General features: G+C 39.9%; 32 protein-coding genes. 4 read left to right on the top strand and 28 right to left on the bottom strand.

What is annotated here, in order from left to right:
* Nucleotides 1-11 precede the first annotated feature (11 nt).
* From folE to ABFG93_RS20405, 12 genes are all read right to left on the bottom strand, one after another.
* Nucleotides 12-578: a GTP cyclohydrolase I FolE gene (gene folE, locus ABFG93_RS20460; protein ID WP_347549841.1), complete on the bottom strand. Its 567-nt coding sequence runs from the start codon at nucleotides 576-578 to the stop codon at nucleotides 12-14.
* Nucleotides 579-693: 115 nt separating this feature from the next.
* A complete protein-coding gene (locus ABFG93_RS20455) occupies nucleotides 694-966 on the bottom strand; it encodes an HU family DNA-binding protein (protein WP_048309232.1) in 273 nt (90 codons plus the stop codon).
* Between the two features lie 388 nt (nucleotides 967-1354).
* The gene (gene spoIVA, locus ABFG93_RS20450; protein ID WP_347549840.1) at nucleotides 1355-2833 is read right to left on the bottom strand and encodes a stage IV sporulation protein A; all 1479 of its coding nucleotides are present in this window, start codon (nucleotides 2831-2833) and stop codon (nucleotides 1355-1357) included.
* A gap of 220 nt (nucleotides 2834-3053) precedes the next feature.
* Nucleotides 3054-3773 carry a hypothetical protein gene (locus ABFG93_RS20445; RefSeq protein WP_347549839.1) on the bottom strand — a complete coding sequence of 240 codons (720 nt, stop codon included), beginning with the start codon at nucleotides 3771-3773 and terminating at the stop codon, nucleotides 3054-3056.
* A gap of 32 nt (nucleotides 3774-3805) precedes the next feature.
* Nucleotides 3806-4003, bottom strand: a complete 198-nt coding sequence (locus tag ABFG93_RS20440; RefSeq protein ID WP_347549838.1) for a DUF2768 domain-containing protein — start codon at nucleotides 4001-4003, stop codon at nucleotides 3806-3808.
* 270 nt (nucleotides 4004-4273) lie between these two features.
* On the bottom strand, nucleotides 4274-4525 hold the full coding sequence (locus tag ABFG93_RS20435; protein WP_048309228.1) for a stage VI sporulation protein F: 252 nt from the start codon (nucleotides 4523-4525) through the stop codon (nucleotides 4274-4276).
* Between the two features lie 69 nt (nucleotides 4526-4594).
* Complete coding sequence (locus tag ABFG93_RS20430; RefSeq protein WP_347549837.1) at nucleotides 4595-5650, bottom strand: NAD(P)H-dependent glycerol-3-phosphate dehydrogenase; 1056 nt, start codon at nucleotides 5648-5650, stop codon at nucleotides 4595-4597.
* Between the two features lie 12 nt (nucleotides 5651-5662).
* On the bottom strand, nucleotides 5663-6262 hold the full coding sequence (gene plsY / locus ABFG93_RS20425) for a glycerol-3-phosphate 1-O-acyltransferase PlsY (RefSeq protein WP_347549836.1): 600 nt from the start codon (nucleotides 6260-6262) through the stop codon (nucleotides 5663-5665).
* 46 nt (nucleotides 6263-6308) lie between these two features.
* Nucleotides 6309-7622 (bottom strand): ribosome biogenesis GTPase Der, encoded by a 1314-nt coding sequence (gene der / locus ABFG93_RS20420; protein ID WP_347549835.1) that lies wholly within the window; start codon nucleotides 7620-7622, stop codon nucleotides 6309-6311.
* Nucleotides 7623-7829: 207 nt separating this feature from the next.
* Entirely contained in the window at nucleotides 7830-8015 is a 186-nt protein-coding gene (locus tag ABFG93_RS20415; protein WP_347549834.1) for a capping complex subunit for YIEGIA, read from the bottom strand.
* Nucleotides 8012-8902 (bottom strand): YIEGIA family protein, encoded by an 891-nt coding sequence (locus tag ABFG93_RS20410; RefSeq protein ID WP_347549833.1) that lies wholly within the window; start codon nucleotides 8900-8902, stop codon nucleotides 8012-8014. The genes ABFG93_RS20415 and ABFG93_RS20410 overlap by 4 nt, the downstream gene beginning before the upstream one ends.
* Nucleotides 8899-9501 (bottom strand): YphA family membrane protein, encoded by a 603-nt coding sequence (locus tag ABFG93_RS20405; RefSeq protein ID WP_347549832.1) that lies wholly within the window; start codon nucleotides 9499-9501, stop codon nucleotides 8899-8901. Before ABFG93_RS20405 ends, ABFG93_RS20410 begins: the two co-directional genes overlap by 4 nt.
* Nucleotides 9502-9638: 137 nt before the next feature.
* Here ABFG93_RS20405 and ABFG93_RS20400 point away from each other — a divergent pair, with 137 nt between their 5' ends.
* Nucleotides 9639-9776, top strand: coding sequence for a YpzI family protein (locus tag ABFG93_RS20400; protein WP_347549831.1), 138 nt, complete (start codon nucleotides 9639-9641; stop codon nucleotides 9774-9776).
* 71 nt (nucleotides 9777-9847) lie between these two features.
* Here ABFG93_RS20400 and rpsA read toward each other — a convergent pair whose 3' ends face one another.
* The 7 genes from rpsA to prsW all read right to left on the bottom strand — a co-directional run bounded on the left by rpsA (nucleotide 9848) and on the right by prsW (nucleotide 15811).
* A complete protein-coding gene (rpsA, locus tag ABFG93_RS20395; RefSeq protein WP_347549830.1) occupies nucleotides 9848-10993 on the bottom strand; it encodes a 30S ribosomal protein S1 in 1146 nt (381 codons plus the stop codon).
* 182 nt (nucleotides 10994-11175) lie between these two features.
* Nucleotides 11176-11760, bottom strand: a complete 585-nt coding sequence (locus ABFG93_RS20390; protein WP_347549829.1) for a lysophospholipid acyltransferase family protein — start codon at nucleotides 11758-11760, stop codon at nucleotides 11176-11178.
* 4 nt (nucleotides 11761-11764) lie between these two features.
* Nucleotides 11765-12436, bottom strand: coding sequence for a (d)CMP kinase (cmk, locus tag ABFG93_RS20385; RefSeq protein ID WP_347549828.1), 672 nt, complete (start codon nucleotides 12434-12436; stop codon nucleotides 11765-11767).
* A 184-nt stretch (nucleotides 12437-12620) separates the two neighbouring features.
* Complete coding sequence (locus ABFG93_RS20380) at nucleotides 12621-12788, bottom strand: DUF5359 family protein (RefSeq protein WP_347549827.1); 168 nt, start codon at nucleotides 12786-12788, stop codon at nucleotides 12621-12623.
* An 18-nt stretch (nucleotides 12789-12806) separates the two neighbouring features.
* A complete protein-coding gene (gene ypeB, locus ABFG93_RS20375; RefSeq protein ID WP_347549826.1) occupies nucleotides 12807-14156 on the bottom strand; it encodes a germination protein YpeB in 1350 nt (449 codons plus the stop codon).
* A 15-nt stretch (nucleotides 14157-14171) separates the two neighbouring features.
* Entirely contained in the window at nucleotides 14172-14939 is a 768-nt protein-coding gene (gene sleB / locus ABFG93_RS20370) for a spore cortex-lytic enzyme (protein ID WP_431522103.1), read from the bottom strand.
* A 182-nt stretch (nucleotides 14940-15121) separates the two neighbouring features.
* Nucleotides 15122-15811 (bottom strand): glutamic-type intramembrane protease PrsW, encoded by a 690-nt coding sequence (gene prsW / locus ABFG93_RS20365; RefSeq protein ID WP_347549824.1) that lies wholly within the window; start codon nucleotides 15809-15811, stop codon nucleotides 15122-15124.
* Nucleotides 15812-15936: 125 nt separating this feature from the next.
* Between prsW and ABFG93_RS20360 the strand changes: the two genes are divergently transcribed.
* Entirely contained in the window at nucleotides 15937-16908 is a 972-nt protein-coding gene (locus ABFG93_RS20360; RefSeq protein WP_347549823.1) for an asparaginase, read from the top strand.
* 24 nt (nucleotides 16909-16932) lie between these two features.
* Here ABFG93_RS20360 and ABFG93_RS20355 read toward each other — a convergent pair whose 3' ends face one another.
* From ABFG93_RS20355 to ABFG93_RS20345, 3 genes are all read right to left on the bottom strand, one after another.
* Entirely contained in the window at nucleotides 16933-17928 is a 996-nt protein-coding gene (locus ABFG93_RS20355) for a YpdA family putative bacillithiol disulfide reductase (RefSeq protein ID WP_347549822.1), read from the bottom strand.
* Between the two features lie 117 nt (nucleotides 17929-18045).
* Complete coding sequence (locus tag ABFG93_RS20350; protein ID WP_347549821.1) at nucleotides 18046-19326, bottom strand: Glu/Leu/Phe/Val family dehydrogenase; 1281 nt, start codon at nucleotides 19324-19326, stop codon at nucleotides 18046-18048.
* 280 nt (nucleotides 19327-19606) lie between these two features.
* Entirely contained in the window at nucleotides 19607-20524 is a 918-nt protein-coding gene (locus ABFG93_RS20345; RefSeq protein ID WP_347549820.1) for a D-alanine--D-alanine ligase family protein, read from the bottom strand.
* A 201-nt stretch (nucleotides 20525-20725) separates the two neighbouring features.
* On the opposite strand from ABFG93_RS20345, the gene ABFG93_RS20340 reads away from it, so the two are divergent.
* Nucleotides 20726-21442, top strand: a complete 717-nt coding sequence (locus ABFG93_RS20340; RefSeq protein ID WP_347549819.1) for a PIG-L deacetylase family protein — start codon at nucleotides 20726-20728, stop codon at nucleotides 21440-21442.
* A 31-nt stretch (nucleotides 21443-21473) separates the two neighbouring features.
* Here ABFG93_RS20340 and ABFG93_RS20335 read toward each other — a convergent pair whose 3' ends face one another.
* The 5 genes from ABFG93_RS20335 to ABFG93_RS20315 form a co-directional block, all read right to left on the bottom strand.
* Nucleotides 21474-22067, bottom strand: coding sequence for a genetic competence negative regulator (locus ABFG93_RS20335; RefSeq protein ID WP_347549818.1), 594 nt, complete (start codon nucleotides 22065-22067; stop codon nucleotides 21474-21476).
* 140 nt (nucleotides 22068-22207) lie between these two features.
* Nucleotides 22208-23131, bottom strand: a complete 924-nt coding sequence (locus ABFG93_RS20330) for a MerR family transcriptional regulator (RefSeq protein WP_347552913.1) — start codon at nucleotides 23129-23131, stop codon at nucleotides 22208-22210.
* Nucleotides 23132-23376: 245 nt separating this feature from the next.
* Nucleotides 23377-24135 (bottom strand): metallophosphoesterase, encoded by a 759-nt coding sequence (locus ABFG93_RS20325; protein WP_347549817.1) that lies wholly within the window; start codon nucleotides 24133-24135, stop codon nucleotides 23377-23379.
* The gene (locus ABFG93_RS20320; RefSeq protein WP_347549816.1) at nucleotides 24132-24530 is read right to left on the bottom strand and encodes a hypothetical protein; all 399 of its coding nucleotides are present in this window, start codon (nucleotides 24528-24530) and stop codon (nucleotides 24132-24134) included. The genes ABFG93_RS20325 and ABFG93_RS20320 overlap by 4 nt, the downstream gene beginning before the upstream one ends.
* A gap of 58 nt (nucleotides 24531-24588) precedes the next feature.
* Nucleotides 24589-25224, bottom strand: a complete 636-nt coding sequence (locus tag ABFG93_RS20315) for a CBS domain-containing protein (RefSeq protein WP_347549815.1) — start codon at nucleotides 25222-25224, stop codon at nucleotides 24589-24591.
* Between the two features lie 209 nt (nucleotides 25225-25433).
* Between ABFG93_RS20315 and ABFG93_RS20310 the strand changes: the two genes are divergently transcribed.
* The gene (locus ABFG93_RS20310; protein ID WP_347549814.1) at nucleotides 25434-25649 is read left to right on the top strand and encodes a hypothetical protein; all 216 of its coding nucleotides are present in this window, start codon (nucleotides 25434-25436) and stop codon (nucleotides 25647-25649) included.
* A 3-nt stretch (nucleotides 25650-25652) separates the two neighbouring features.
* Here ABFG93_RS20310 and ABFG93_RS20305 read toward each other — a convergent pair whose 3' ends face one another.
* On the bottom strand, nucleotides 25653-26102 hold the full coding sequence (locus tag ABFG93_RS20305) for a DUF2663 family protein (RefSeq protein ID WP_347549813.1): 450 nt from the start codon (nucleotides 26100-26102) through the stop codon (nucleotides 25653-25655).
* Nucleotides 26103-26179: the final 77 nt, after the last annotated feature.

Below are 26179 nucleotides of genomic sequence, written 5' to 3'. Positions count from 1 at the left end.
CTTTAATAGAATTAGCTTTTAATCAATCCAAGCACTTCAGATCGTGCAGCTGCATCGCTTTCAAAAACACCTCTGACTGCTGATGTTACTGTGGATGATCCAGGCTTTTTAACGCCTCTCATCGTCATACACATGTGCTCAGCCTCCACGACTACCATCACACCGTGGGGATCAAGCGTATCTACCATTGAATTAGCTATTGTTGATGTAATTCGTTCCTGAAGTTGAGGACGCTTTGTAACCGACTCTACAGCTCTTGCAAGCTTACTGAGACCTGTTACCTTGCCACCTTTTGGTATGTATGCAACATGAGCCTTTCCAAAGAATGGAACAAGGTGGTGCTCACATGTGGAATAGAACGGGATATCTTTAACAAGGACAAGTTCCTCGTGATCTTCACCGAAAATCGTTTGGAAGTGTTCTTCTGGATTCTGATGTAGCCCCTGGAAAATTTCTTCATACATTCTTGCAACGCGTTTTGGAGTATCTAACAACCCCTCACGTTCAGGATCTTCTCCGATCGCTTCGAGGATCATTATAACTGCTTCCTGTATTTTCTCGTGGTTAACTTCGTACATGGTTCTTACTCCTCCATTCAGGGCCTTCTCTATGAAGATTCTAGCATAAGGATAAAAAGTTAGCAAAAAAGAAGAGCCGCAAAATGTGCGACTCTTCTCTTGCCCTATGTATTTCTTACTTTACTGCATCCTTAAGGGCTTTACCAGGTTTAAATGCAGGAACCTTGCTTGCAGCGATTTCGATCTCTTCGCCAGTTTGAGGGTTACGCCCTTTACGAGCAGAACGCTCACGGACTTCAAAGTTACCAAAACCAATTAGTTGAACTTTGTCGCCTTCTTGCAAGGATTGCATAATGTTATCAAAAACTGAGTCAACAGCTTTTGTCGCTTCTTTTTTAGAAAGCTCTGCAGATTCTGCAACAGCATTGATTAGATCTGTCTTGTTCATTCTGTTCACCTCCTCTCAAGAGAGATGGATAAATAAATCATTCACTTAATGACCAATATTTATACGTTGCAATGCACGTTTAGTACGTTTGCATGCCTTATAATATACGAAGACGCGAAAGAATTCAATACGTTTGTCCTGATTTCGACGATTTTTCAGTGTTTTTTTACCTATTATCCGCTATTTACACAGTTTGTAAACGCTTCAGATGATTGTTTATTTAAAATCAGTCAATTCAATCAGCTTTGATTCTATGGCGCTTTCACTAGTCTATTTCATAATTTACCTATCTTCTCCCTGACCTCTCTAAGCTGATAATACCCAAAAATTATGTAACGTTAAACCAAAACCTTTAAAAAACCGACTCCAAATAGTGGAGTCGGTTACGTTATAATATGATCGCAATTAATCCTCCCGAACCTTCGTTAATAATGCGTTCTAACGTTTCCTTTAATTTGTAGCGAGCATTCTCAGGCATTAACCCGAGTTTAGCCTGGATGCCCTCCCTTACTATCGAATTAAGTGATCGCCCGAAGATATCTGAGTTCCAGATTGATAGCGGATCTTCTTCAAAATCCTGCATTAAATAGCGAACAAGCTCTTCACTTTGTTTCTCCGTACCAATAATTGGTGCGAACTCTGATTCAACATCGACCTTAATCATATGGATGGATGGTGCCACCGCTTTAAGTCTTACGCCAAACCTCGATCCCTGTCTGATAATCTCAGGCTCATCCAGACTCATATCTTCAATTGCTGGTGCTGCAATCCCATATCCCGTTTGCTTCACCATTCTAAGTGCATCTGATACGTGATCGTACTCAGCTTTCGCAAAAGCAAATTCCTGCATTAATTGAAGCAGGTGATCCTTTCCTCTAATCTCAACACCAACTACCTCTTTAAGAATTTGGTCATACAAATCGTCTGGCGCATAAAGATCAATTTCCGCGATCCCCTGACCCATTTCAATTCCGGCCAGTCTGGCATCCTGTATAAATTCAAATGCTTCAAACTGCCCTACAACTCGATCAACATCTCGAAGCCGTTTAATATCTTTTACTGTGTCCCTTACCGATTCTTCATAGTTCTGTCTGAGCCAGTGATCCTGATGAAGCACCATTACCCAGCTCGGTAAATTAACGTTCACTTCAAGAACTGGAAATTCATAGAGCACTTCACGCATCACATTGTTAATATCATGTTCTGTCATGCTCTCAACACTTAACGCAAGAACAGGAATGTCATATTTGTTAGCAAGATCACCTCTTAAGGCATCTGTTTGAGGGTGATGAGGATGAGCTGAATTGACAATCATGATAAACGGCTTGCCTACTTCTTTTAATTCTTCCACGACTCGCTCTTCCGATTCTAAATAATCGTGTCGTGGGATTTCTCCAATCGATCCATCTGTCGTAATCACGACACCAAGGGTCGAATGCTCCTGAATAACCTTTCTTGTTCCAATTTCAGCTGCTTCCTGAAATGGTATGGGCTCCTCATACCAAGGCGTGTTAATCATTCGAGGGCCTTCATCATCTTCATAGCCTTTCGCACCTGGAACAGCATACCCTACGCAATCTACGAGTCTCACGTTTACATCTAATCCATCCTCAACGTGAATTTGAATGGCATGGTTCGGTACGAATTTAGGCTCCGTCGTCATAATGGTCCGTCCCGCTGCACTCTGCGGAAGCTCATCCTGTGCCCTCGCTCTGTCGGATTCGTTTTCCATATTAGGTAGTACGATAAGTTCCATGAACTTTTTAATAAATGTCGATTTACCTGTTCGAACAGAACCTACGACTCCAAGGTATATATCTCCCCCTGTACGCTCTGCGATATCTTTGAAGATATCCACTCTCTCCACGTGATCGCCTCCTGGATTCCGCCTCTATGGACGAAATGATTCACTATAGACCGCAGACTTTCTTGAACACTATCATTCTATGATGTTGTCCAATAAATATGACAGATCAGAGTAAAAGGATTTGATGCAGGAGATACACTTTTTGTCCCTTCCTAAAAATAACCATAAAAAAGTCCCTCCTCTTTTTTATAGATGTATTGCTAAAGAGAAGGGAAAATACCTATTTCACTAAAAAAACAGCTTTGTCATCTTCAATTGTGTACGGGACTGACGATATAGGTACAAAAAACGAATTATCGGCTAGTAAATCTCGAATATCGTCTCCATTCTCATATGAATGGTTAGGGTTACTTGCGATCGCTTGATTTAGATCTTTCGTATAATCGATGTGAACAGCACCATTTTCATCCAGAAAGAATGGCAGCTGCTCATTTGTAAACGGACTTGTTACCATCTCTTCCTTGTCCATCCCAAGCGCATCATAATCAATTGAATAGCGGTCCCTTGCTAAAACATCTTTAAACGGAGGATAGCTATTTTTTCTTCGATAATCATTAATCCTTAATTGAAGATCCTTTACTTTTTCTACTGTAATTAAATCAATTAATCTTACAGTAGGATTCTCTTCTACATCTATTAAGACGTACTGAAACACACCACCACTTTCAAAAGAATTACCCGGTGCCTGCTGTAAAAAAGCAGGGACTAGTTTCTTAAATTCAATCGGATACTTTTGGTAAATAGGCGTGCCCTGTTCCCTCGTTTTGATCGGAAGAATCGATTTATTCTGCTGGTATTGCTCAACAGCGGATTGAACAGATTGAATCTGATCTGTGTAAGGGATTTGATTTTCGTTTTTTTTACTTTCCGGATATAGACATCCAGAAAGAATCGTTACAAGGCATGTCCATATGATAAGTTGTTGACCTAATCGTTTCATTTCACTCATTCCTTATTCGCAGATTTGCTGTCTTAATTAGTAGGTCCTGTAAACACAACGAGAAGCATGAGCACCCCCGAAACGAACATACATAAATAAGCGAAAGTGGAAACAATTACACGAAAAAAACCTTTTAATTTAGATCGACTTAGCATAATAGCCATAACAGCTATGAACATTAATCCAAGCGCCGCAAGCGCCACCCACATTTTAATTAATCCTGGCGACATTATTAATCCTCCCTGCCATACCATTCTAACCTGCACTGCAGATCATTATATCAAAACTTACAGTGTTTTACCTATAGCGTTTTCAAATATTCATGAACAGTTGTCCTTTATAGAAAACAAATAAAAAGCTGAAGAAAGGGGCTTTTCCTCAGCTTTTGACTATATGAATTTCACTTCGAAGCGTGCTTCTGCACATTGATGGTTCCTTTTTAGTATATGTTCTTTTTTGAAGGCGGTATCGTTGATTAGCCTAAGTTTCAAACTCTTTCGCTATTTCTGGCTAAAAAGTTTTGCGATCGAAGAAAGATCGAATGGGATGTTCTTGTTTACAATAGCCTTTACGATTCGGTCTTCCTTTTCTTTCGTCACGTTCACGTTAGCAACACGTGCAACATTGGCAATCAGTTTACGTACCGTTTTTTCATCGGTAAAATCTGCACCTTGAACCGAATTAGCCAATTTAAAGATGTCTTCCTTTTTAACATTAGTCTTCTTTTCTATGTTGTCGAACAGATCGCTCACGCGGTTTCCTCCTTACCAATAACGTTCAACATAGTGTATGCAAGGAGGAATACTTCGTGCTTTGACTTTTTACTGTTCTTTTGGATTCAATTCAAAACGGTCTGCAAGTAAGGAAGTCAGATCTTCTGTTTCATGTGTGCGTAGCCTACCCATCAATTGATCAACAGCATCCTTAGGATTTTTATCGTTAAACAGTACGTCAAATAACACAGACGTAATTGGCATATCGACGTCCTGTTCTTTAGCTAGATGGTATGCTGCTTTTGTGGTACGAACACCCTCGACAACCATGCCCATGTTTTCAAGCACTTCGTCAAGATTATTTCCTTTACCAAGCAGGTTTCCTGCACGCCAGTTACGGCTATGTACACTTGTGCATGTTACAACAAGATCCCCTATCCCTGTCAGACCCATAAACGTTAACGGATTGGCTCCCATTGCGGCTCCAAGACGTGCGATTTCTGCCAGACCTCTCGTAATCAGTGCAGCTTTTGCATTATCACCATAACCAAGTCCATCAGACATACCTGCTCCAAGTGCAATAATATTCTTAAGTGCACCACCAAGTTCTACCCCGACAATGTCATGGTTTGTATAAACACGGAAATTCGAATTAATGAACAGATCCTGTACATATTCCGCTTCTGCTAATGACTTAGAAGATACTGTCACTGTTGTTGGATGACGCAGGCTTACCTCTTCTGCATGACTCGGACCTGATAGTACGACAACTGATTTTCTAAGTGACGGCGGAATTTCCTCTTCAATCACTTCAGAAATACGTTTGGATGTGTCCGGTTCAATTCCTTTACTTGCATGAACGAACGTGACAGGCGCTGTTAAGTATGTCTTGAGCTCTGGAAGAACATCTCTCAGTGCTTTCGTTGGTGTGACGAGTAAGATTAATTCTGCATCCCGTACACACTCCTCGAGTGAACTTGTTGCCTTTATACCCTCCGGTAGTGTAATGCCAGGTAAATATTTCTCATTGGTATGACCATCATTTACTTCATCAGCAAGATCTTTTCGTCTTGCCCAGAGTTTAACGTGATGATTATTGTCAGCTAGAACAATAGAAAGAGCTGTTCCCCAGCTACCTGCACCTACAACTGAAATTGTCGCCATTGATCTTCCTCCTTACTGCTCGACCTTCTGACCGAGCTTGCTTTCTGTCCCCGTAACCAGGCGCTTCACATTTGTACGATGTCTCCACACTGAGAGTACTGCCAGCAGCACCCCTAATATAATATATGATGCAGGATACCCGCCAAGTATAAAGATAAAAGCAGGAGTTAGCACCACAAAAATAAGAGATCCAAGTGATACAAATCTGGTGATAAAAATCGAGAAAATTGCAATAATACCAGCATATAACGCAGGCAAAAAGGCAAGTGTAGCGAAAACACCAATGGTCGTTGCTACACCTTTTCCTCCACGAAATCCAAAAAACACTGGCCAATTATGGCCAATAATAGCGCAAATGCCTGCAAGGAAAGGGACAATAGGTTCGTTAGAAAACCAGTACCCTAACCAAACGGCAAGTATACCTTTAATGACATCAAGCGCCAGAACAGCGATAGCGGGTCCAGTTCCAAGCACTCTTAAAGTATTTGTCGCTCCTGCATTACCGCTACCGTGGTCTCTGATATCGATTTTCTTCAGAATTCGAGCGAGTAAATAACTAAAACTCACTGAACCAAGCAGGTATGCAGCAATGCAAATCAGGATCGCGATCATGTAACTTCCCCCTTTATATTAGCATGACTCCCCTGTTTAAGAAGAACTACTCGCTTTTTCTGCGGGCCAAAATGCGGAGAGGCGTTCCCTGAAAACCAAACGTTTCACGAATACGGTTTTCTAAGAAGCGGCGGTAAGAAAAGTGCATCAGGTCTGGATCGTTTACAAATAGCACGATGGTTGGTGGCTTGACCGCAACTTGTGTCGCATAATTGATTTTCAGTCGCTTCCCATTATCAGTCGGTGTTGGGTTCATTGCTACTGAATCCATAATCAATTCATTTAGAACATTTGTTTTAACACGAAGTGCATGGTTTTCTGCTACAGAATTTACAACCGGAAGTAGTGTGTGAAGGCGCTGCTTCGTTTTAGCCGATAGAAAAACGATTGGCGCGTAGCTAAGGAACAAGAAATGATCGCGAATTTTCTGTTCAAAGTTTCGCATTGTTTTATCATCTTTTTCAACTGCATCCCATTTGTTAACAACGATAACAACAGCTTTCCCTGCTTCATGAGCATATCCAGCTACCTTCTTATCCTGTTCAATAATACCCTCTTCACCATCAATCACAACAAGGACAACATCAGATCGTTCAATGCCTCGCATCGCACGAAGAACACTGTATTTCTCTGTAGTTTCATAAATCTTGCCGCGTTTTCTCATGCCGGCCGTATCGATAATCACGTAATCCTGTCCGTCTCTTGTAAACATCGAGTCAATCGCATCACGAGTTGTGCCTGCAACATCACTTACAATCACTCGTTCTTCACCAAGAATGGTGTTGACAAGGGAGGATTTCCCTACGTTCGGACGACCGATTAATGAAAACTTGATCGTTCCTTCATCGTACTCTTCCTCTTGTTCTTCAGGGAAGGATTTAAAAACTTCATCAAGAAGGTCGCCCAGTCCAAGACCGTGAGATCCTGAAATACCAAATGGCTCTCCAAACCCAAGTGAATAGAAATCATACACAAGAACTTGCTGCTCTGGGTTGTCAACTTTATTCACCGCCAGAACAACAGGTTTATTCGAGCGATAAAGAATTTTAGCTACCTCTTCATCAGCGTTTGAAATACCATCACGGCCATTAACCATGAATATAATAACGTCTGCTTCATCAATGGCGATCTCAGCCTGGAAACGGATTTGTGAGAGAAATGGTTCGTCTCCAATTTCAATACCGCCTGTATCTATGATATTAAATTCACGGTTTAACCATTCACCTGTACTATAAATTCGGTCGCGTGTTACTCCTGGAGTATCTTCGACGATGGAGACTCTCTCTCCTACTATGCGATTAAAAATGGTCGATTTCCCAACATTTGGTCGACCTACAATTGCGACAACTGGTTTTGTCATTATGTGCACGCCCTTTCTAAAGACTATCTATCTAAGCTTCACACCAGAAAGTCGTGGACAAACTTTCCAGCAGTTCATTGTAAAAAACCCTCCTCTATAAGGAAGGCATAGTCTTTGATAGCTTTTATATCTTATCAAAAAAGCAACCAATGAACAACAGAGGAAAAATTGAAATTTCTTAAAGTAGGCAATTACCATTTGTTTTTCCTAATGTTTCACAATGATATAAACATCGTTACTCAATTTGTGGGCAATCCCATCAAGAATGGCTTCGAGATCTGCCGCAACGCTATTCATCTCTTCATCCGAAACACATACAAATACATTCGCCCCGACCGGAACCCTACTCGCGTCAAGTGTCACTGTGGCGAGAATGGCTTTCTCAAAAATCATGATTGGTCACTTCCTTTTTCTTTTGTTTCCGTCGGCATGCGAATCGCATTCTCCAAAGTAGGAACTTTTGATATGACCTTTATTGCGAGTTCAGCACTTTTGTTTTGAGGAAGAATGAAAACTCCTATTCTTCCGTCGTCTAAGTCTCGCTTAATAAGAGGAACAAGAGCCGGAGTGCCCGAATCTCTGTACACCCCGAGTGAAATAGCCAAATCATGAAGAATGGCCTGACGTTGACCTAGATTTCCAATTGTTGATCTTGCATCGAAATTTTTCGGACTAATAATAAATCCAAGTCCATGAGCAAGGATTTCCTTTTGTCTTGCAGGAATACCAATGTTCATAATATAAATATTATCCACATATAGACCTGCTCCTTTGAAAGTAACAGTAGACTGCTCGATCAAAGCGATTTCCCCAAGTTTGCTCCCTGTCATGTACTTTTTAGCCACAAGAAATGAAAGAAACGCAGCTACGAATGCTGCCCACATATTGATCGCCAGATAAGCAAATGAGGAGACAAATGAAATAAAAATAACGAGATAATTCCTTCCTTCGAAGGTTACCGCAATTCCTTCTATATAGGATGCTCCCCTTGGAACCAGTTCAAGCGAATCCATTTCAGTCAGCGTTTTTCTTTCCATATTTCGAACTTCTCTAAACTGAGAAGCAGCCAGTGTAAGGAACGTTACAGCTGTAAACTCTTCTTCCATAATGGAAGGTACAACAAGTGATCCAAGCGAGGCAGCTATAAAACCTAAAGCTAAATGAATGATCATGCCATGCGGGTAAGTCGGGTATTGCCGATAATCGGTACGAAACATATAAATACGGGCTAACGTACCAGAAATCACCCCGAACAGAATAGAAAAAGTGTACTCATTCATGAATAACCCCGTCTTTCCTGATATTCTTTTACATGTTTTTCAAGCTGTAACGTCAGTTGAACAAAGTAGTGCCAGACAATGGTTCCCATAATTGAAATAGCCATGATATCAAGTGCTTCAGGACTTCCTGCAATGCGGTTGATCCCCATCTGCTCAAAAAGTGTTGTTAAAATCGATTCCCCGTGTACAATGCCTATCAGTAAAAAGGAGCAGCGCTCGGCAGTGCCACTCAACGTAATGTGAACGATCGCAAAAAGAAAGGCCGAAATTGTCCACTTCGTATATAAGTAAGTAAATACCGGATCATAAACCGAAAATAACTTAATAGCGGTATAAGCTGCTGTGACCGTAATAAGTACCAATACGCCATATTTTAATGTAACCTGTATACTTCCAAGTAATAGGCGATATCCGTAGCCCCATACTAGTAGAAATAGGGCTGTGACTGTATAGTTCATAATGTTAAATTGAATATTCACCAGGCAAATTGCAGTTAGCAATAAAACGATTAGAGGTTTTCGACGCTGAGAATGATTATGAAAGAAAGCGGTGATAACCACTCCCATCCAAGTAAACCATAGAAAAAATGCCCCATCCAATTCGAACCGCACCCCCTTTCATTATGACCAGTATGGGAATAATTCATAATGAATAGACATCGAAAAACAAGAATGCATAACTTTTCGTTGTTTCCTTCATGCTAAGAGAGATGAATTATGGAAATGGAGGGATGAAAGTGGGTAAAGATCGCCAGGAAAAAAATTTAAAGAAATCCAATCGTGTAGAATCAGACCGTGATCAATCATTAGAGCATCATGGAGCTTCCATGCTCGAAGGGCCATCTAATGCACGGAAAAGGAACGGCCAGAAATAACACTAAATGATTCAAACCGCTTTTGTTAAACCAAAAAAGCTCTCTATCATTTATGATAGAGAGCTTTTTGCTTATTTATATTTTTTAAGTTGATCACCGATCATATCGCCAAGTGAGAATGGAGAGTTTCCATCAGAATCTTTTTGATATTCTTCAACTTCGCTGGATACTTGATCAGCTTCAAGTACTTTAATACTTAATGAAATACGCTTCTCATCGAGATTAACATCAAGAACTTTTACACGAACGGTTTCACCTTCTGAGAGTACTTCTTGAGGTGTGCCAATGTGTTTATTCGAGATTTCTGAAATATGAACCAGACCTTCAACGCCAGGAGCAACTTCTACAAATGCACCGAAGCTTACAAGACGCTTTACTGTTCCTTCAATCTCATCTCCTGTATTTAGCTTACCTTTTACTTCTTCCCACGGTCCCGGGAGTGTTTCTTTAATGGATAATGAAATACGTTCGTTATCTCGGTCAACAGAAAGAATTTTCACGTTTACCTGCTGTCCTTCGGTCACTACTTCAGAAGGTGTCTCAACACGGTGGTGGGCCATTTGAGAGATGTGTACCAGGCCATCTACTCCACCGATATCAACAAATGCACCGAAGTCTGTCAAACGTTGAACAGTTCCTTCAACAACCTGTCCCGCCTGAAGTGAAGAAAGTGTTTCCTGTTTCTTATGGTCAGCTTCTTGCTCTAGCACTGCACGATGTGAAAGAATAACCTTGGCTTTTTCAGGATCAAATTCAACGATTTTCACGCTCAGGTTTTTACCTTTGTAATCCGCAAAGTCCTCCACATAGTGTCTTTCAACAAGGGATGCTGGAATAAAGCCCCGAACACCAAGGTCAACCACAAGACCACCTTTAACGACATCAGCAATTTTTACGTCAAACGCAACAGAATTCTCATACTTTTCTTTGAGTGCATCCCATGCTTGATCCGCTTCAACAGCTTTTTTAGAAAGCACGAGCTCATCTTCAGAAACCTTAGTTACTTTCACTTCTATTTCATCACCTTCTGAAAGCACGTCGCTTACCTTTTCGACGTGAAGGCTTGACAGTTCGCTGATTGGCAGCACTCCATCAATTTTGAAGCCTACATCTACTGATGCATGTTTCTCTTCGACTTTGGAGATTTTACCAGTCACCACATCTCCAATTTCGAATGATTTGAACTCAGTCATTTCCTGATTCATCTCTTCACCCATTGACAAACTCCTCCTTCAATCCAAAAGAAATAAAACTTTTCGATATGATTTATAAAAGCCTTCCACCAAAAGCGAAAGAATTTTATTGAAAAGTTAAGCACCCTTTCCTCTAACTTTCACTAAAATTGGCGGATTTGTCAAGTATCCTGACGCATTTATTTAAATTTTTTAAAAATATTGAATCATTTGTGATGTATTTCGATTAAATCCTGAATTTCCTTCATGATTGCCTGCGTCGCTTTTTTCGCCGCTCCCTGCTCTACACGAAGGGGAGATAAGTCAACCGGCTTTCCATAAACAATTTTCAAACGCCCGAACGGCTTATAAGATCCTTTAATGGCACAGGGTACTACAGTCACCTCTGGACGAAGTGCAAAAAATCCCGCCCCTGAAAGACCTTCTCCAAGTTCACCGTTTTTGCTTCTCGTTCCTTCAGGAAAGAGTCCGACGACACCGCCATCTTTTAAGAATTTCATTCCGCTTCTTAATGCCTGTTTGTCACTCATTCCGCGTTTAACAGGAAACGCACCAACCTTATGAATTAACTTTCCTAAAACCGGAATTTTAAAAAGCTCCGATTTAGCCATAAAATGGACATCTCTTGGAAACATTGCTCCAACGAGAGGTGGATCAAGATTATTAATATGATTGGAACAGAGGAGGATCCCTTTATCATTTGGGATCTGATCCGCTCCAACGACAGTGACGCGATTGAATAACGTAAAATAAGCTTTAAATAGGCCTTTTCCCACTCTATATAAACTCACTTGATCATGCCCTTTCTTTCGCTAATTGAAGGATCGAATTGACGACTTCTGAAATTGTCATCGAAGTTGTATCAATCTCCGTAGCATCCTTCGCTTTTACAAGCGGAGCCACTTCTCGCTCTGAGTCACGTTTATCTCTAAGCGCAATCTCCTTCTTAATCCGTTCGAAATCAGCTTCAATTCCATTTTCAAGGAGTTCTTTATAACGTCGCATTGCTCGTTCTTCTACTGAAGCACTTAAAAACACTTTAAGCTCAGATTCAGGCAGAACGTAAGTACCGATATCACGTCCATCCATAACAACCCCGCCCTTATTAGCTAATAACTTCTGACGTTTTACCATTTCTTTACGAACTTCACTTTGTCTTGCCACAAAGGAAACGTTATTCGTCACATCGTATGAACGGATATCAGTCGTTACGTCTCTATTATCGATCAAGACGTGCTGTTCTTTTTCACCAACTTGGAGATCGATTACCGTTTCATCAAGGAGCTTTTTAAGCAATGGCCCATCCTCTAAATCGATTCCTTTTTCAATTGCTTTATAAGTCAGGGCCCGGTACATCGCGCCTGTATCAATATAAAGAAACGTAAGGTTATCAGCTACCTGTCTTGCTACTGTGCTTTTACCGGCACCTGCAGGTCCGTCTATTGCTATATTAATTTTCTTTTTCATCTTAACTCTTGCCTCCACATTCCATTCATCAATCGTCATTCAACAGAAAAAGCATTCCTTTTACGCTCCGCCTTTCCATCTACTAAATCAAAAATAAAGTACAAAAAAAGCAGGGAATCCTGCTTTTCTGTTAAACCAAAAGTTCCTATTTATCATAACATAAGACATTTTTTCGGTCTATTGACTATTGTTCCTTGATTGATTGAGGCAAATCTTTTACAACACCTTCATAATAAAGGGTTTTACTTAAGTAAATCCGAAAATGATCCTGTGTAAGAAGAGCCTGCGAAATTATCAGGAACGTAAACTGGATTACAATCAGTTTAAGGATTAACCGTTCTACTTTCTTCACGCATGACCCCTCCCTTTTTTATAACGTGTCGTAATTCATTTCAGTACCATCCATTTTCTCAACTCGTTCTTCTTTAGCATCGTTCGCATTAATAAATATACGGTACGTTTCATTCTCAATTGTCCCCATAAATTCGTAGCATAATACCTCTTCTCCAATATCATTCCGAATGATTCCAAGACCTTCTTCCATCACCTGTACATTCGGGTTCACCTGCTTTAACGCTTCATCTCTAGAAATTTTTGCTTTAGATGGTTCTCTCTCATGGTGATTTGTTAAATACTCCAGCGATTCATAACCAGCAATATCGCCGTTATCAAGGGCTACTTTAATATGAACAGCATCAGGATAAACAGTAACATTATCCTGTTGGTAGACGAATGTAAACACGCCCATTTTGTCATACTGACTGCTTTCAGATATCGTCATATTCGTAATGTCATGCTCTTTCAAAAAACCTTTCGCCTTATCTGCAGCTTCATTCAGACTGATTTTCTGTTCTCCAATTTCCCTGTCCATTAAGATCCAGATTGGCTTTGCACCTTTTTTCGTAACATCGAGGTTAATGCTCGATTTTTGATCAGGATTTTCAATGGATAAACTATAAGCTTTATACTTTGACTTTTCCCCTGTTGTTGTTATATCAATAGAGGCTTTTGGGTCGAGATCAAGAAAATCAACAACATGCTTTTTTGCCTCTTCTTCAGTTAGTTCTTTTCCTTTAATATTCTTAGTGAGATTTTCTTTTTTTTCGTTTAACTGGGTTACCTCAGGGCCCCAATTCACTTCGCTATATCCCTCTACTTGCTTATCAACTGTTTTAAACCCGTCAATAATGGTATTATCCTGTGGCTGTGACTCTGAAGCAAGAGCGAGTTCGACATCCATCCACCGTAAATTATGATCAATAACCATCGCTTGAACTTTTCTAAGCTCATTTTTGATTTCATTGGAATGGCTGTGTAATTTCTTTAGCGTCTCGTATTCGTCACCTGAAAGTGGCTTTTCATCAAGATCTCGAATGGCTACACGATAGCTGAATGATCCGATATTTGAGAGAAACTCTTCCGTTTTGTTAAAGGGCATTAAAGTGAGCGGGAGTTGCCCCACATCATTTTGCGCCTCTGATGTTAACCGCCATACTTCAGCTAGGGCTGGTGAAATACTTGTTCCAGAATTCATCGCTAGCGTAGAACCAATTTTTTCTTCCAGGGCATCCATATGAAAATTCAAATCATGGAACGCACGCTGGTACGTATTTTCTGCATTAATGAGCACCGCATTCTTTTCTTGGTGTTCCTTGTAACCCCAGTAACCTGTGCCAGCAACACCAATGGCTAGCGCGCCGATTAGAATTGATCGAATCACGTCTATACACCTCCACTATTCACAGAATATATGCTTACCAATTTGCTTAATTTGAGGTCGTGTCCAGATCCACCCTGAAGTAGCGGTGTTCGGATTAAAGTAGTAAAGCGCTTCACCGGAAGGATCCCATCCATTTATCGCATCCAGCACTGCTTCTTTCGCCTGTTCGTTTGGGGTAAGCCAGATCTGCCCATCTGAGACGGCTGTAAAAGCACGCGGTTCAAAAATAACGCCTGATACAGTATTAGGAAAAGACGCACTTTGCACGCGATTAAGAATAACCGCCGCCACGGCAACCTGTCCTTCGTATGCTTCTCCTCTTGACTCTCCATACACCGCATTTGCAAGTAGTTTAATATCATTTTGAGAATAACCAGATGGAGTGTTTTTCCCTTGAACAGTTGCAGATTCTTTAGGTTTATCCACTTTTTGTGAAGGCTGTCCGGCATTCTTGTTCCCACCTTTATTTACCTGCTGCTGAATAGATGGATCATATTTTGTCGACTTACTTAGCTTCGACTTCATCTCTGGTCCAACGAGTCCATCAACATCCATTCCAAATTCATATTGAAAGTTTCTTACCGCCCAATACGTTCCCCATCCAAATACCCCGTCAATATTACCTGTATAAAAACCGATGTGTTTTAGTCTCGCTTGAAGTTCAATGACATCCGTTCCAGTAGCACCCTGCTGGATAACCTGATTCGAGAAAGCTTCTACTTTATTTCCTGTATCTAGTACCGTGATAAGCGGTACGCATAATAAACCGATTATCAGAGGGATTTTCAAGATATGACTTGCCTTTCTCATCGTGTGGACCTCCCTGATCATTCTGTATTCACACCTGTAGTTTTTGTATCGAGAGGTATTTTATACAAAAATTAATTAGATCTGCACCAATTGAAATTATCGCTTTTTGCAAACACAAAAAAAAGACGCCAATATCGGCATCCTTTTTGTGTTCGTTAAGACATTCTCATATTTTCTTTGGTTTGCATTAAATTTGCCTGATTTAAGTCAGCTGCTTTCATTTTCCTTAAACCTACGAACCAAAGAACCAGCATAAAGGGGATCATTAAATAAATCGTATTGCTGTTTATTTGAAGAACAAGATAATTGTACGTTCCATGAAACAAAAAAGGAACAAGTAGTGAAAGCCCAATCCACTTTCCAATCTTATTTTGCAAAGATAATTTCCCTCTACCAAGGTACGACCCCATCATCAATCCAAATAAAGCATGACTAGATACTGGTAGCAAAGCACGCCACCACGCTTCCTGAATGCCATAGGCGAACAAGTAAAAGACGTTTTCAACGGAAGCAAACCCGAGTGAAATGGCAACACCATAGACAATCCCATCATAGAAATCATTGAATTCAATATGGATATAAACGGTAAAATAGAAAATAAACCATTTAAGAAATTCTTCAAGTAAGCCTGACATTAGATAAGCCTGGCTGAATGGAGATTGTAGGATATCTTCTATTTTGAATCCATGCTGAATGACCATGACCGGAAAAACAAGCATAGCTCCAAACACAAAACTTCGTACAACAGGACCAATCGGCTCGGACTCGTACTGATGATGCTTAAGGTAAAAAAAGCAAAGAAGTGCAATGCCTGGCGCTATTCCAGCAGTAATTGCTGCAAACATACGCTTTCCCCATTTCTACCCTGCATGTAGTCAAAAAGGCAGGCTCAATCATACCTATACTTTTCTAATCGTATCATGTTACTTTATTTATGGAAACAAATAATAAGAAATGGCGAGGTGATCCTATGAGCAATATATTAATTATTCATACAGGCGGAACAATCGCGATGGAGGAAAACAAAGAGTCAGGTGCAGTCGCTCCTGGAAAAGAAAATCCTCTCAATGCAACACTTAAACAATTGTTACAGGGAGTCGATGTTATTATAGATGACTTCCTAAATATCCCATCTCCACATATGACTCCCGAAATCATGTTCAGGATCGCCGAAAGAATCGAAACAAGAATCAAGAAGGAACACATTAGTGGTGTCGTTATTTCTCACGGAACGGATACACTCGAAGAAACGGCCTATTTACTTGACCTGGTTCTTCAAACGGATTTACCAGTCGTCATTACTGGTGCGATGAGATCGAGTAATGAAATTGGTTCTGATGGACCATATAACCTGATCTCTTCTATCAAAGTTGCTTGTTGCGAGGAAGCGAAAGGTAAAGGCGTCCTGGTAGTTCTAAATGATGAAATACATACTGCAAAAAATGTAACTAAAACGCATACGAGTAATGTATCAACTTTTCAAAGTCCACAATATGGACCAATTGGGATCGTTACAAAACAGCGTGTCTTCTTCCATCACACATTGACGAATCGTGACCGCTACCATATCTCAGGATTGACAAAGAAAGTGATGTTATTAAAAGCGTATGCTGGAATGGACTCAGAGCTTTTATTTGCTGCAGGAGAACTAGGGATTGATGGCATCGTCATAGAAGCGCTTGGTCAAGGGAACGTGCCACCAGAGATGATGGAAGGCATCAAACAACTAAGAGACCAAGGAATAGCTATTGTGATGGTTTCTCGTTGTTTTAACGGGATTGTACAGGATGTTTATGGGTATGAAGGCGGAGGTAAACGCTTGAAAGATCTGGGCGTTATTTTCTCCAACGGACTGAATGGTCAAAAAGCCCGTCTTAAATTATTGGTAACGCTTGAAGCCACACGGAATCCTGATGAATTGCACAGCCTATTTCTTAGGTAAGCAAAACTTGTGAAAGAACCTACCTTATTCGGTAGGTTCTTTTGATTTCTCAGTAATCGCACGGGCGATCATGGCTCCATGCAGCCGTCCATTTTCTATAAAGATTTCATTAGCGTTATTCCCTGCAGCAATGACGCCTGCAATGTAGCAATTATCCACATTCGTCTCCATAGTCTTATCATCAAACGTTGGTCGTCCACTTTTTCTATCAATTTCAATCCCGATCTTCGTAAGGAAGGAATGATCCGGATGATACCCTGTCATAGCAAATACGAAATCGTTGGTAATCGCTTTATACTCGCCATTTACTTCGTATACAATTTCTTTTTCTCGAACTTCTACTAGACTTGCGTTAAACTCCATCGATACTTTCTTATTTCTTACAAGTGCCTCAAACTCCGGAAGAATCCACGGTTTAACACTTTTGGAGTAATCAGACCCTCGGTAAAGTATCGTTACCCTCGCACCAGCTTTTTCAAGCTCAAGTGCTGCGTCAACTGCGGAGTTTTTACCGCCGATTACAACTACGTCCTGATCAAAATAAGGATGTGGTTCTTTAAAATAATGGAGGACTTTGTCGAGATCCTCACCCGGTACACCCATGTAATTAGGACTATCGTAATACCCTGTTGCAATGATTAATTGTTCTGCACAGTACTTCATGTCTTTAGACTCATGTACTTTTTCCGTTTCAATAACAAATCCATTTTCTGTCTTCGTTACTTTTTTTGCTTTTTCGAATGAATGAATGCGCAGGTCCTTCCGTTTTGCTACATCACGATAATACGCAAGAGCCTGATTTCGCTTCGGTTTTCGCTCTTCAATTATGAATGGCACATCACCGATTTCAAGCTTTTCACTGGAACTAAAAAAAGTTTGATGAGTTGGATAATGGTAAATCGCATTTACAATGTTCCCTTTTTCAATAAGTAATGGGTCATATCCCTTGTTCATTAATTCAATAGCAGCTGACATCCCACATGGACCGGCCCCTATAATAACTATTTTTTCTTCTCTCATTTCACTCACTCCCGAACTTTCCATAAGGTATTGCATATTTCTCTTTTTATGTTACACAAATGAACAGAAAAATTCCCTACCTGAATGATAGGGAATTTTCAATGGATTAGCAACTATTTATATCCAGCCTCTAAAGCGAGAAGCTTCTGCCATCTTCCGAACACCAACCATATAAGCCGATAGTCTCATATCAACCCGTCGTGTTTCAGAGGTACGGTAGATAGAATTGAATGCATTAACCATTACTTTCTCAAGCTTTGCTTCGACTTCTTCTTCAGTCCAATAATAGCCCTGATTGTTTTGAACCCACTCAAAATAAGATACCGTTACACCACCGGAGCTTGCAAGTACATCTGGCACTAGAAGAATACCACGTTCAGTTAGAATCTTTGTTGCCTCAATCGTAGTCGGCCCATTAGCTGCTTCTACGACAATACTTGCTTTAATTTGATGGGCATTCTCTTCTGTAATCTGGTTCTCGATTGCAGCCGGAACAAGAATATCGCAATCAAGCTCAAGAAGCTCCTTATTGCTAATCGTTTCTTTAAATAGCTTGGTTACTGTCCCAAAGCTATCTCTTCGGTCGAGCAAGTAATCAATATCAAGACCTTCTGGGTCGTGAAGAGCGCCATAAGCATCAGAAATCCCTACGATTTTTGCTCCAGCGTCATTCATAAACTTCGCAAGGAAACTTCCAGCATTACCAAATCCCTGAATAACGACGCGTGCTCCTTCAATTTTAATATCTTTTTTCTTTGCAGCTTCACGTATGCAAATGGTTACACCTTTAGCTGTGGCTGATTCTCTTCCATGAGAACCACCAAGTACGAGTGGTTTACCAGTAATGAAACCAGGCGAATCAAATTCACGAATACGGCTATATTCGTCCATCATCCAGGCCATAATTTGTGAATTTGTAAATACATCTGGTGCCGGAATGTCTTTTGTTGGTCCAACAATCTGGCTAATTGCTCGAACATAGCCACGACTTAACCGTTCTAGTTCTCTAAATGACATCTCCCGAGGATCACAAACAATGCCACCTTTTCCTCCACCATAAGGTAGATCGACGATGCCGGCTTTCAAACTCATCCAAATGGAAAGCGCTTTTACTTCCGTTTCAGTTACATCGGGATGAAAGCGTACGCCACCTTTTGTTGGCCCAACTGAATCATTGTGCTGAGCGCGATAACCGGTAAAGATTTTTATTGACCCATCATCCATACGGATTGGAATACGGACAGTCATTAACCTCATTGGTTCTTTTAAAAGCTCATAAACCTCACTAGGATAACCTAGCTTGTCAAGCGCCTCATGAATGACCGATTGCGTCGACTCTAAGACGTTCCGTTTTTTTGAGTTACCTTGTCCATTAGCTGTTTCGTTTTTGTCGACCATTGCTTTACCTCCCATTACTGTGCACATACTCCGTTGTTTTTCAGCTTAGGCCCATTTAAGACGGCCTTTCTCTCATTCACCAAATTAACTATTCATTTAATTTATTTATAGAATGTTCTAATGCTCTGCTTTCAAAACATAGTATACACGTTTCGCCAACCTATGAGAAGGCATTCTACCCACATTTATGCAATTTGTTCCACATAAATGAAAACGCTTACTAAACAGGCGTATTACTTAATGAATGAAAAGGAAAACCCCACTTCAGTGAGGTCATTTATTACTTCTTGTTTAAACCAAGTTGGATGAGATTTTCAATCATTTGCTCATAGGTATAGCCGATCTCTTTAGCTGCATCCGGGAATAAACTAGTTGGTGTCATGCCAGGAAGAGTGTTCACTTCAAGAAAGACAGGTTCAGAACCATCTGATGGTACGATGAAGTCTACTCTTGAATATGTGTCACAGTCGAGAAGCTCATGAGCGACAACGGATTGATGTTGAATCAACTCTGTATAGCTGGATGAAATCCTGGCAGGAACGATATGCTCACTTCCTCCTTCAGCATATTTTGATTCATAGTCATAGTATGCATTTTTAGGAACAATCTCAACAACTGGGAGGGATTTAACATTTCCTTTTTCACCCATCACAGCAACTGTAACTTCGGTACCAGAAATAAATTCTTCAAGGATGACGGTGCTATCAAAATGAAAAGCTTCTTTAATACCTTTCTGGAGTTCCTCTTCATCCCGGGCAATTGTTAGTCCTATTGTTGAACCCTCACTATTTGGTTTAACAACTACAGGATAATCAAAAGGCAAGTCGAGGGGTTGTTGATCGTCGGATTTATATAAAACAAGATCTTTTGCTAATCGAATACCAGAGTCCTTCAGTACTTTCTTACTTTTTGCTTTATCCATCGCGACCGCGGATCCAAGAACGCCAGAACCTACGTATGGTATATCGAGCATATCCAACAGACCCTGAATCCGTCCGTCTTCACCATATTTACCATGAAGACCAATGAAAATGATTTCAACATCTAGATCCATGACTTCCTGTAACCTTTCCGGGTGAAAATCGATTCCGATCACTTCATGACCGTTCGCTTTAAGTGCATTCATAATTCCTTTACCACTGGATAGCGAAACTTCTCTCTCTGCAGAAGTGCCTCCATAAAGAACTCCAACTTTCATGACCTATACCTCCTGGGCTGCTTTTATGTATGTTAGTATATTCGATAATAAATCGAGTGGAACTTACCAAAACTCCTCTCATCATACCATGTTTTTCGAAAGCTATGTAACCTCTAATGACCATCGTTAGTTAATAATATTGGAAAACCTGGATTCATATTCGTTATACTACCCATAGACTGATTCAAGAAAGGAAATCCTATGACAAGAACAATATTGTTTGTATTTGCACACCCTGATGATGAAACATTTACTTCTGGTGGTACACTATTTGAATTATCGCAACAGCAGGATGCAAATACAGTCCTGTATAGTGCGACACCAGGTGATGCCGGCAAATGTGGGGAACCTCCTCTTTGCAATCCCGAAGATCTTTCAATCGTTCGCCAAAAAGAATTGGAGATGGCCGCTAAATTGCTCGGAATTAATGAACTCATTATCGGTGATTATAAAGATGGTCAGCTAAGTCAGCTTCAAGATGGAGTATTAATAGATGAAGTAATTAACCAGATCGAACAGGTTAAGCCTGACGCTGTTGTTACTTTTCCACCCCATGGGTTATCTGGCCATCAAGACCACAAAGGCATTCAAAAAGCGACCCTTCAGGCTGTACAGGAAGCTATCTTTCCTGTGAAAGAGCTTTATTACACGACGGTTCCACGCTCAATCGCAGTAGAAACAGGTAATCCTGCGTATTCAGATCCTGATGAAGACATTAGTCTTATTAAAACCTTTAGTACGCAGCATATGGAACAAGTCCGTCTGGCATTACTTGCACATAAGACCCAGCACCTCTCCGTGGAACGCGTATTCCCTACTATTTACAATGAGAACGGGTTCTTTAAATTCGATAATAAAGAATACTTTATCAAAGCCTGGCAAAATCCTGATGTGAGATCTGAACGGGTTCTCTTTTAACGAACAAAACCTCCCACTTAGGGAGGTTTTTCTATTTAAAATAGTTGTTTAATTGTTCTACTGCCGTTGAATCCATCAGGGTTTTTCCGTATTCTACCACTCGATAACTTGTAATCGTCGATGGGTTACCGAATTCAGCAAGTAGGGCAACAAGTGAGTCCAATTCATATTCCTTGAATTCTTCCTCGTCAAATTTAAGGTAGAAATGTTTTTGGAATGAATAGAGTGTACCACCCTGAATGCCTACATTAATTAATCGTTTTGCAAGACCAATGACATCTTCAAATGAAGCAAATTCATAGAATACTTCATCACTTTCGTCAAGAGTTACTTGCATTTCAATGTATTCTTCATTATAGTCATCTTCGAATTCATTTTCTCCATTTGAACCTTTCGTAACAATGACTACCATTCCCTGTGCAGGAAGTGAGAAAACCTCAACAGCGATAGGACCATCAACTTTAAAACCAAGTTCATCATCGGCTTCCATGATCATTTCACGAAATAAACGGTGAACCTTTGGTACGTCCTGCCAGAGCTCTTCTTTTGAAATTCCCCGCTCGTTTAAATCGTCATAAGTTAGAAAGATTTTTATTTTGTCGTACGTTAAACGTTCAAGACGCATCTAATTCCCCCCTACCGTCTGTCACCCGCAAATCCTTTATTCATACTATATGTGATAATACAAAGATGGTTCTTGGTTGACGATATTCTTCTAGTTTACACTGATCAGGGAAACTTAGACAAGTCAGGACCCCTATCGTTCTAAGTGGTGATTTTTTGAAGCTTATTTTTAATCCATTCATCCCACTCTTCTTTTTTGTCCCCAACAACATAAGAAGTATATGCCTGTCTCTTTTCACCTTGCAAACGAGCAGTGGCTGCCCCTCCAACTCCTATGGTAAGGTCTTGAAACTTATTATCAAGACGATCAATTAAGTCAAGACATCTTGGTAAGTTTGCCATTAGCGTACAGGATAGAAAAAGGATTTTCGGAGCAGTGTCTTCTAACACGATCTCAATATCATCCTCCGGTATACTTGATCCCAAATAGATGACTTCAAAACCTTTTCTTCTCAGATAGAGTGTAAAGATTAATAATCCAAGCTCGTGGTATTCACCAGATGAACAAACCGCCATAACTTTAGGTAAGTACCCATCTACAGGCAGCGTGTGAAAGATCATACCAATTCTGGAGCGTAAAAAAGCTGTAGTAAAATGTTCATGGGCAATTGTAATTTTTTCGTTCTCCCATAATTCCCCCACTCGAACGAGAAGCTGAGCTAATATATCGTGAACGACTTTATCAATGCTAAATACAGAAAACGCTTGGTTCAGTAAATCCTGAGCCTTATTTTCATCGAAGGCTAGAAGAGCTTCAAGAATTTCATCAGCAAGCAAATGCGCGCGATCTCGTCCCATACCTATGTCTAGTGTTTCGGATTCAGTTGACACATTCCCGTTTTCAAGGAGCTCGACTGCTTGACTAATTGTAAAACCCTGTTCTGTTTTTTGAACAAGCCATTTCAATATAGCCATATGTTCTTCTGAATAGAGGCGATGACCGGCTTCATTTCGAATAGGAGATATAATATTATAACGCCTTTCCCATGCCCTTAAGGTTCCGGGTTGTATTCCCAATTTTTTCGAGACCGCTTTTATATTATACTTACCTTCAGACATAGTCATCTTCTCCTCTAATACAGCCATTATGACACCTAGTATAAGGGGTGAATGAGGTTTGTGTAAACTTTGTATAAGTATTCACATCATATTATTGCATTTATCTCACCTTAAGGGGCAGTAATCCAGAGAACTATGAAGGTAGGTCAATCAAGATGTTTTGATGCTGGTAATTGCCCCTAAAGGTTCGATTAGTTCAACTAACAATCAGAGGGGAATGAAGCAACCCCCCCCCTGATGGAAGTTTCAATTTATTTCCTTTTTAATATAAAAATATGTGTTTCAGCAGGTGCCATTAAGCGAAGTGGAAGAGTCGTAGTTCCATATCCATTACTTATCACGACTGTCGTACCGTTAACTTCCTTAATACCACCTTTTTCGCGAATTCCATATCCTAAAATACGGATTTGACCACCGTGAGTGTGACCTGAAAGAAGAAGATTAATGCCACTTTCTTTCGGTAGCTCATGTTTAATATCAGGATTATGGCTAAGCAAAATTTTCGTGGGTTCGCTAGCCAGCGCTAACGCTTGATCGAGAGAGTCATTTTCGGTTGAAAGATCATCAATGCCAAGCAAGCTAATAGCTTCATTGTTTTTACTGATAGTAGCTGCGTCATTTTTAAGAATATGAATATTATAGTGATTTAAAAGCTTCTCGAGTTCAAACGGATCTTCTTCGTAATCATTATTTCCCCATACAAAATAACATGGTGCAAGTTCACTCAATTCTTTCAAGTTGTGACTTACTTTATGAAATGGAACACCTTTCTCCATCACATCGCCACCAATTACAACAAGATCAACACTGTCCTTAACCTTACTTAAAATCTGTTGAGAAATCAAACGGTTATGCAAATCCGAAATAAAAAAAATTCGAAAAGAATCGAAGTTTTGTGGTAAACCCTTGATCTCAAGCTCTTTCGTTATCACCCTGTTTAAATGGGCTTCAATCCACATATAGATCAGTAGTAGTATGCCCGCTCCTACTAATCCAAGCAAAATGATCATACTTCATTTCTCCTTCTAAATCTCTTCAATGCTCTTGCTGTCTGTATATTTGCGGATAGAGTCCCGTAAATAAACGCCATTAAGAGAGATGCAAGTGTTACCCATATATTTGTTTGAAACAATATCCAGTATACTCCAATTAATAAACCAATCTCAATAACAAATGACCGCCACAGCCGCTTGTTTTTAAAACCAAACGATATAAATCCTTCTACATACTCTCTGACAATTCGGGCTACCAATAGAAACCCGAACAAAAAGCAAATCGCCCCAAATCCATATAGGAAACTGTTCAACATGATGTCTGTAAATGTCATGCTCTTCAAATTCAGATTGGTTTCAGCTATTATGAGCAAAATAAATAGAACAATCAAACGCATGAGTCGAAGCAACATAGCAAAACCTCCCACTCTAACCTATGTCAGAGAAGGAGGTTTTATGGGTGTCCAACAATTAAACTTCTTTAATATCCAGGACTTTAAATCCATTCTTCTCAAGCTTAGCGATAAATTGATCGATGTTTTCACTTTTTTCAATTTTCATAACAATTCTTCGGATGTTCTGATTCGATTCATCAAAAGTAGAAAGAGAAATAATGTTCTCATGATAGCTTTTGGCAATTTTTGCAAGCCTCGCAATTCTTCCTTCTGTCTCTGAAGATGCAAAAGCAATACGAATACCCGGTTTTCTCATACCAAAAGCGCTCTGAAACTGATCAAGGATGTCCGATCTTGTAATAATGCCAATAAAGTTCTGTTTTTCATCCACTACAGCTACAAGAGGTGCATTTTTCACTAATAAAAGCGTGGTTTCAAATACTTCATCCTGATCTACCGTTACATCTTTCTGATATGCAATTTCACCGGCTCTCGTTTCATTAAGAAACCGCTCCTTATCTGTCATATTACTTTTAAAAAATGCTTTATAAATACGGTTAAATGTTACGATTCCAAGATACTTCTTGCCCTGAATAACAGGGACACCATCAACTTCGGTTTTTTTCAAAAGTTCAAGTGTTTCGCTCAACTCTGTGTCATCATTCACATAAATTGTATTTCTAATCGTCTTCATTGCACTACGTACATACATGGCCATCACCTCTTTATATAATCATTACAGTTAATTAATACCACAATTCCACAATAATATCCTTCCAAATTTCATATTAAACTAAATTAGGACATTCCTTTCGTAAATTAGGCTTTATAATTTCTTGAAGATTCAGTCTTTTTGAGTTAAGATAAACTTATAAAATGACAATTTGAGACGGATACCAAAAAAACGGAGATGATGAATCAATGATTAATAAACTTAAAACAAAATCATTGTTAGTTAATGAGGATTTAGATTTTAACCGCCGTCTTGGAATGCCTGTTGAAGTATTTTGCCCCAAGATTAAAGACACGGTAGCATTCGGTAAAATCGAGATGTTTGATGAAGAAGCATTGTCAATAAACGGAGATTGCTTCCAAATTGAACAATATCTGTTCTTTGGGTGTCCCGAACAGCGGTAATGATTATTTATAATAAAGGTTAATATCATACCTTTCTTTCATGTGTTTAAACACATCATGTCGATTCTGCCATTGGCTTTTTTCCTCAAAAAGTTCGTCGCTTCGATCTAATACCTCTATTCGCAGGGATTCCAATTCATCCTCCGCTTTCTTGCATTTTTTTGTAAACTTTCTAACTTGATAATAAACCACAATACTCAGTAGGAAGAATAATGTGAGAAACGGGTTGCTTTTTAAAGTCAGGATCGATATGAACATTGTAGTACTTCTTTCAAGCTCCAATACGACCAATCCACCAGTTATAAGAACGAAAAGCATGAACACATACCCATAGAGAAGAGACTTCGCTTTATACTTTTCTTCCTCATTCTTTCGATCCACCAATTCTTGAAGCAAGACCATTGTCACATCCGATTGAGGTTGTGGAAGGTTCCATTGTTTAAAAGCAGTCACTATGCTTCCCCCTTTATTGAGACTAGTTTATGCGCCGGAAGCTCTAGATAAAACCATGGGGAAACCCTTGTTAAAGA

This window comes from Pseudalkalibacillus hwajinpoensis, assembly GCF_039851965.1.
Taxonomy (GTDB): Bacteria; Bacillota; Bacilli; order Bacillales; family Guptibacillaceae; genus Guptibacillus; species Guptibacillus hwajinpoensis_E.
The sequence above is the reverse complement of the archived record's forward strand: the minus strand, read 5'-3'. Positions and strand labels throughout refer to the sequence as shown.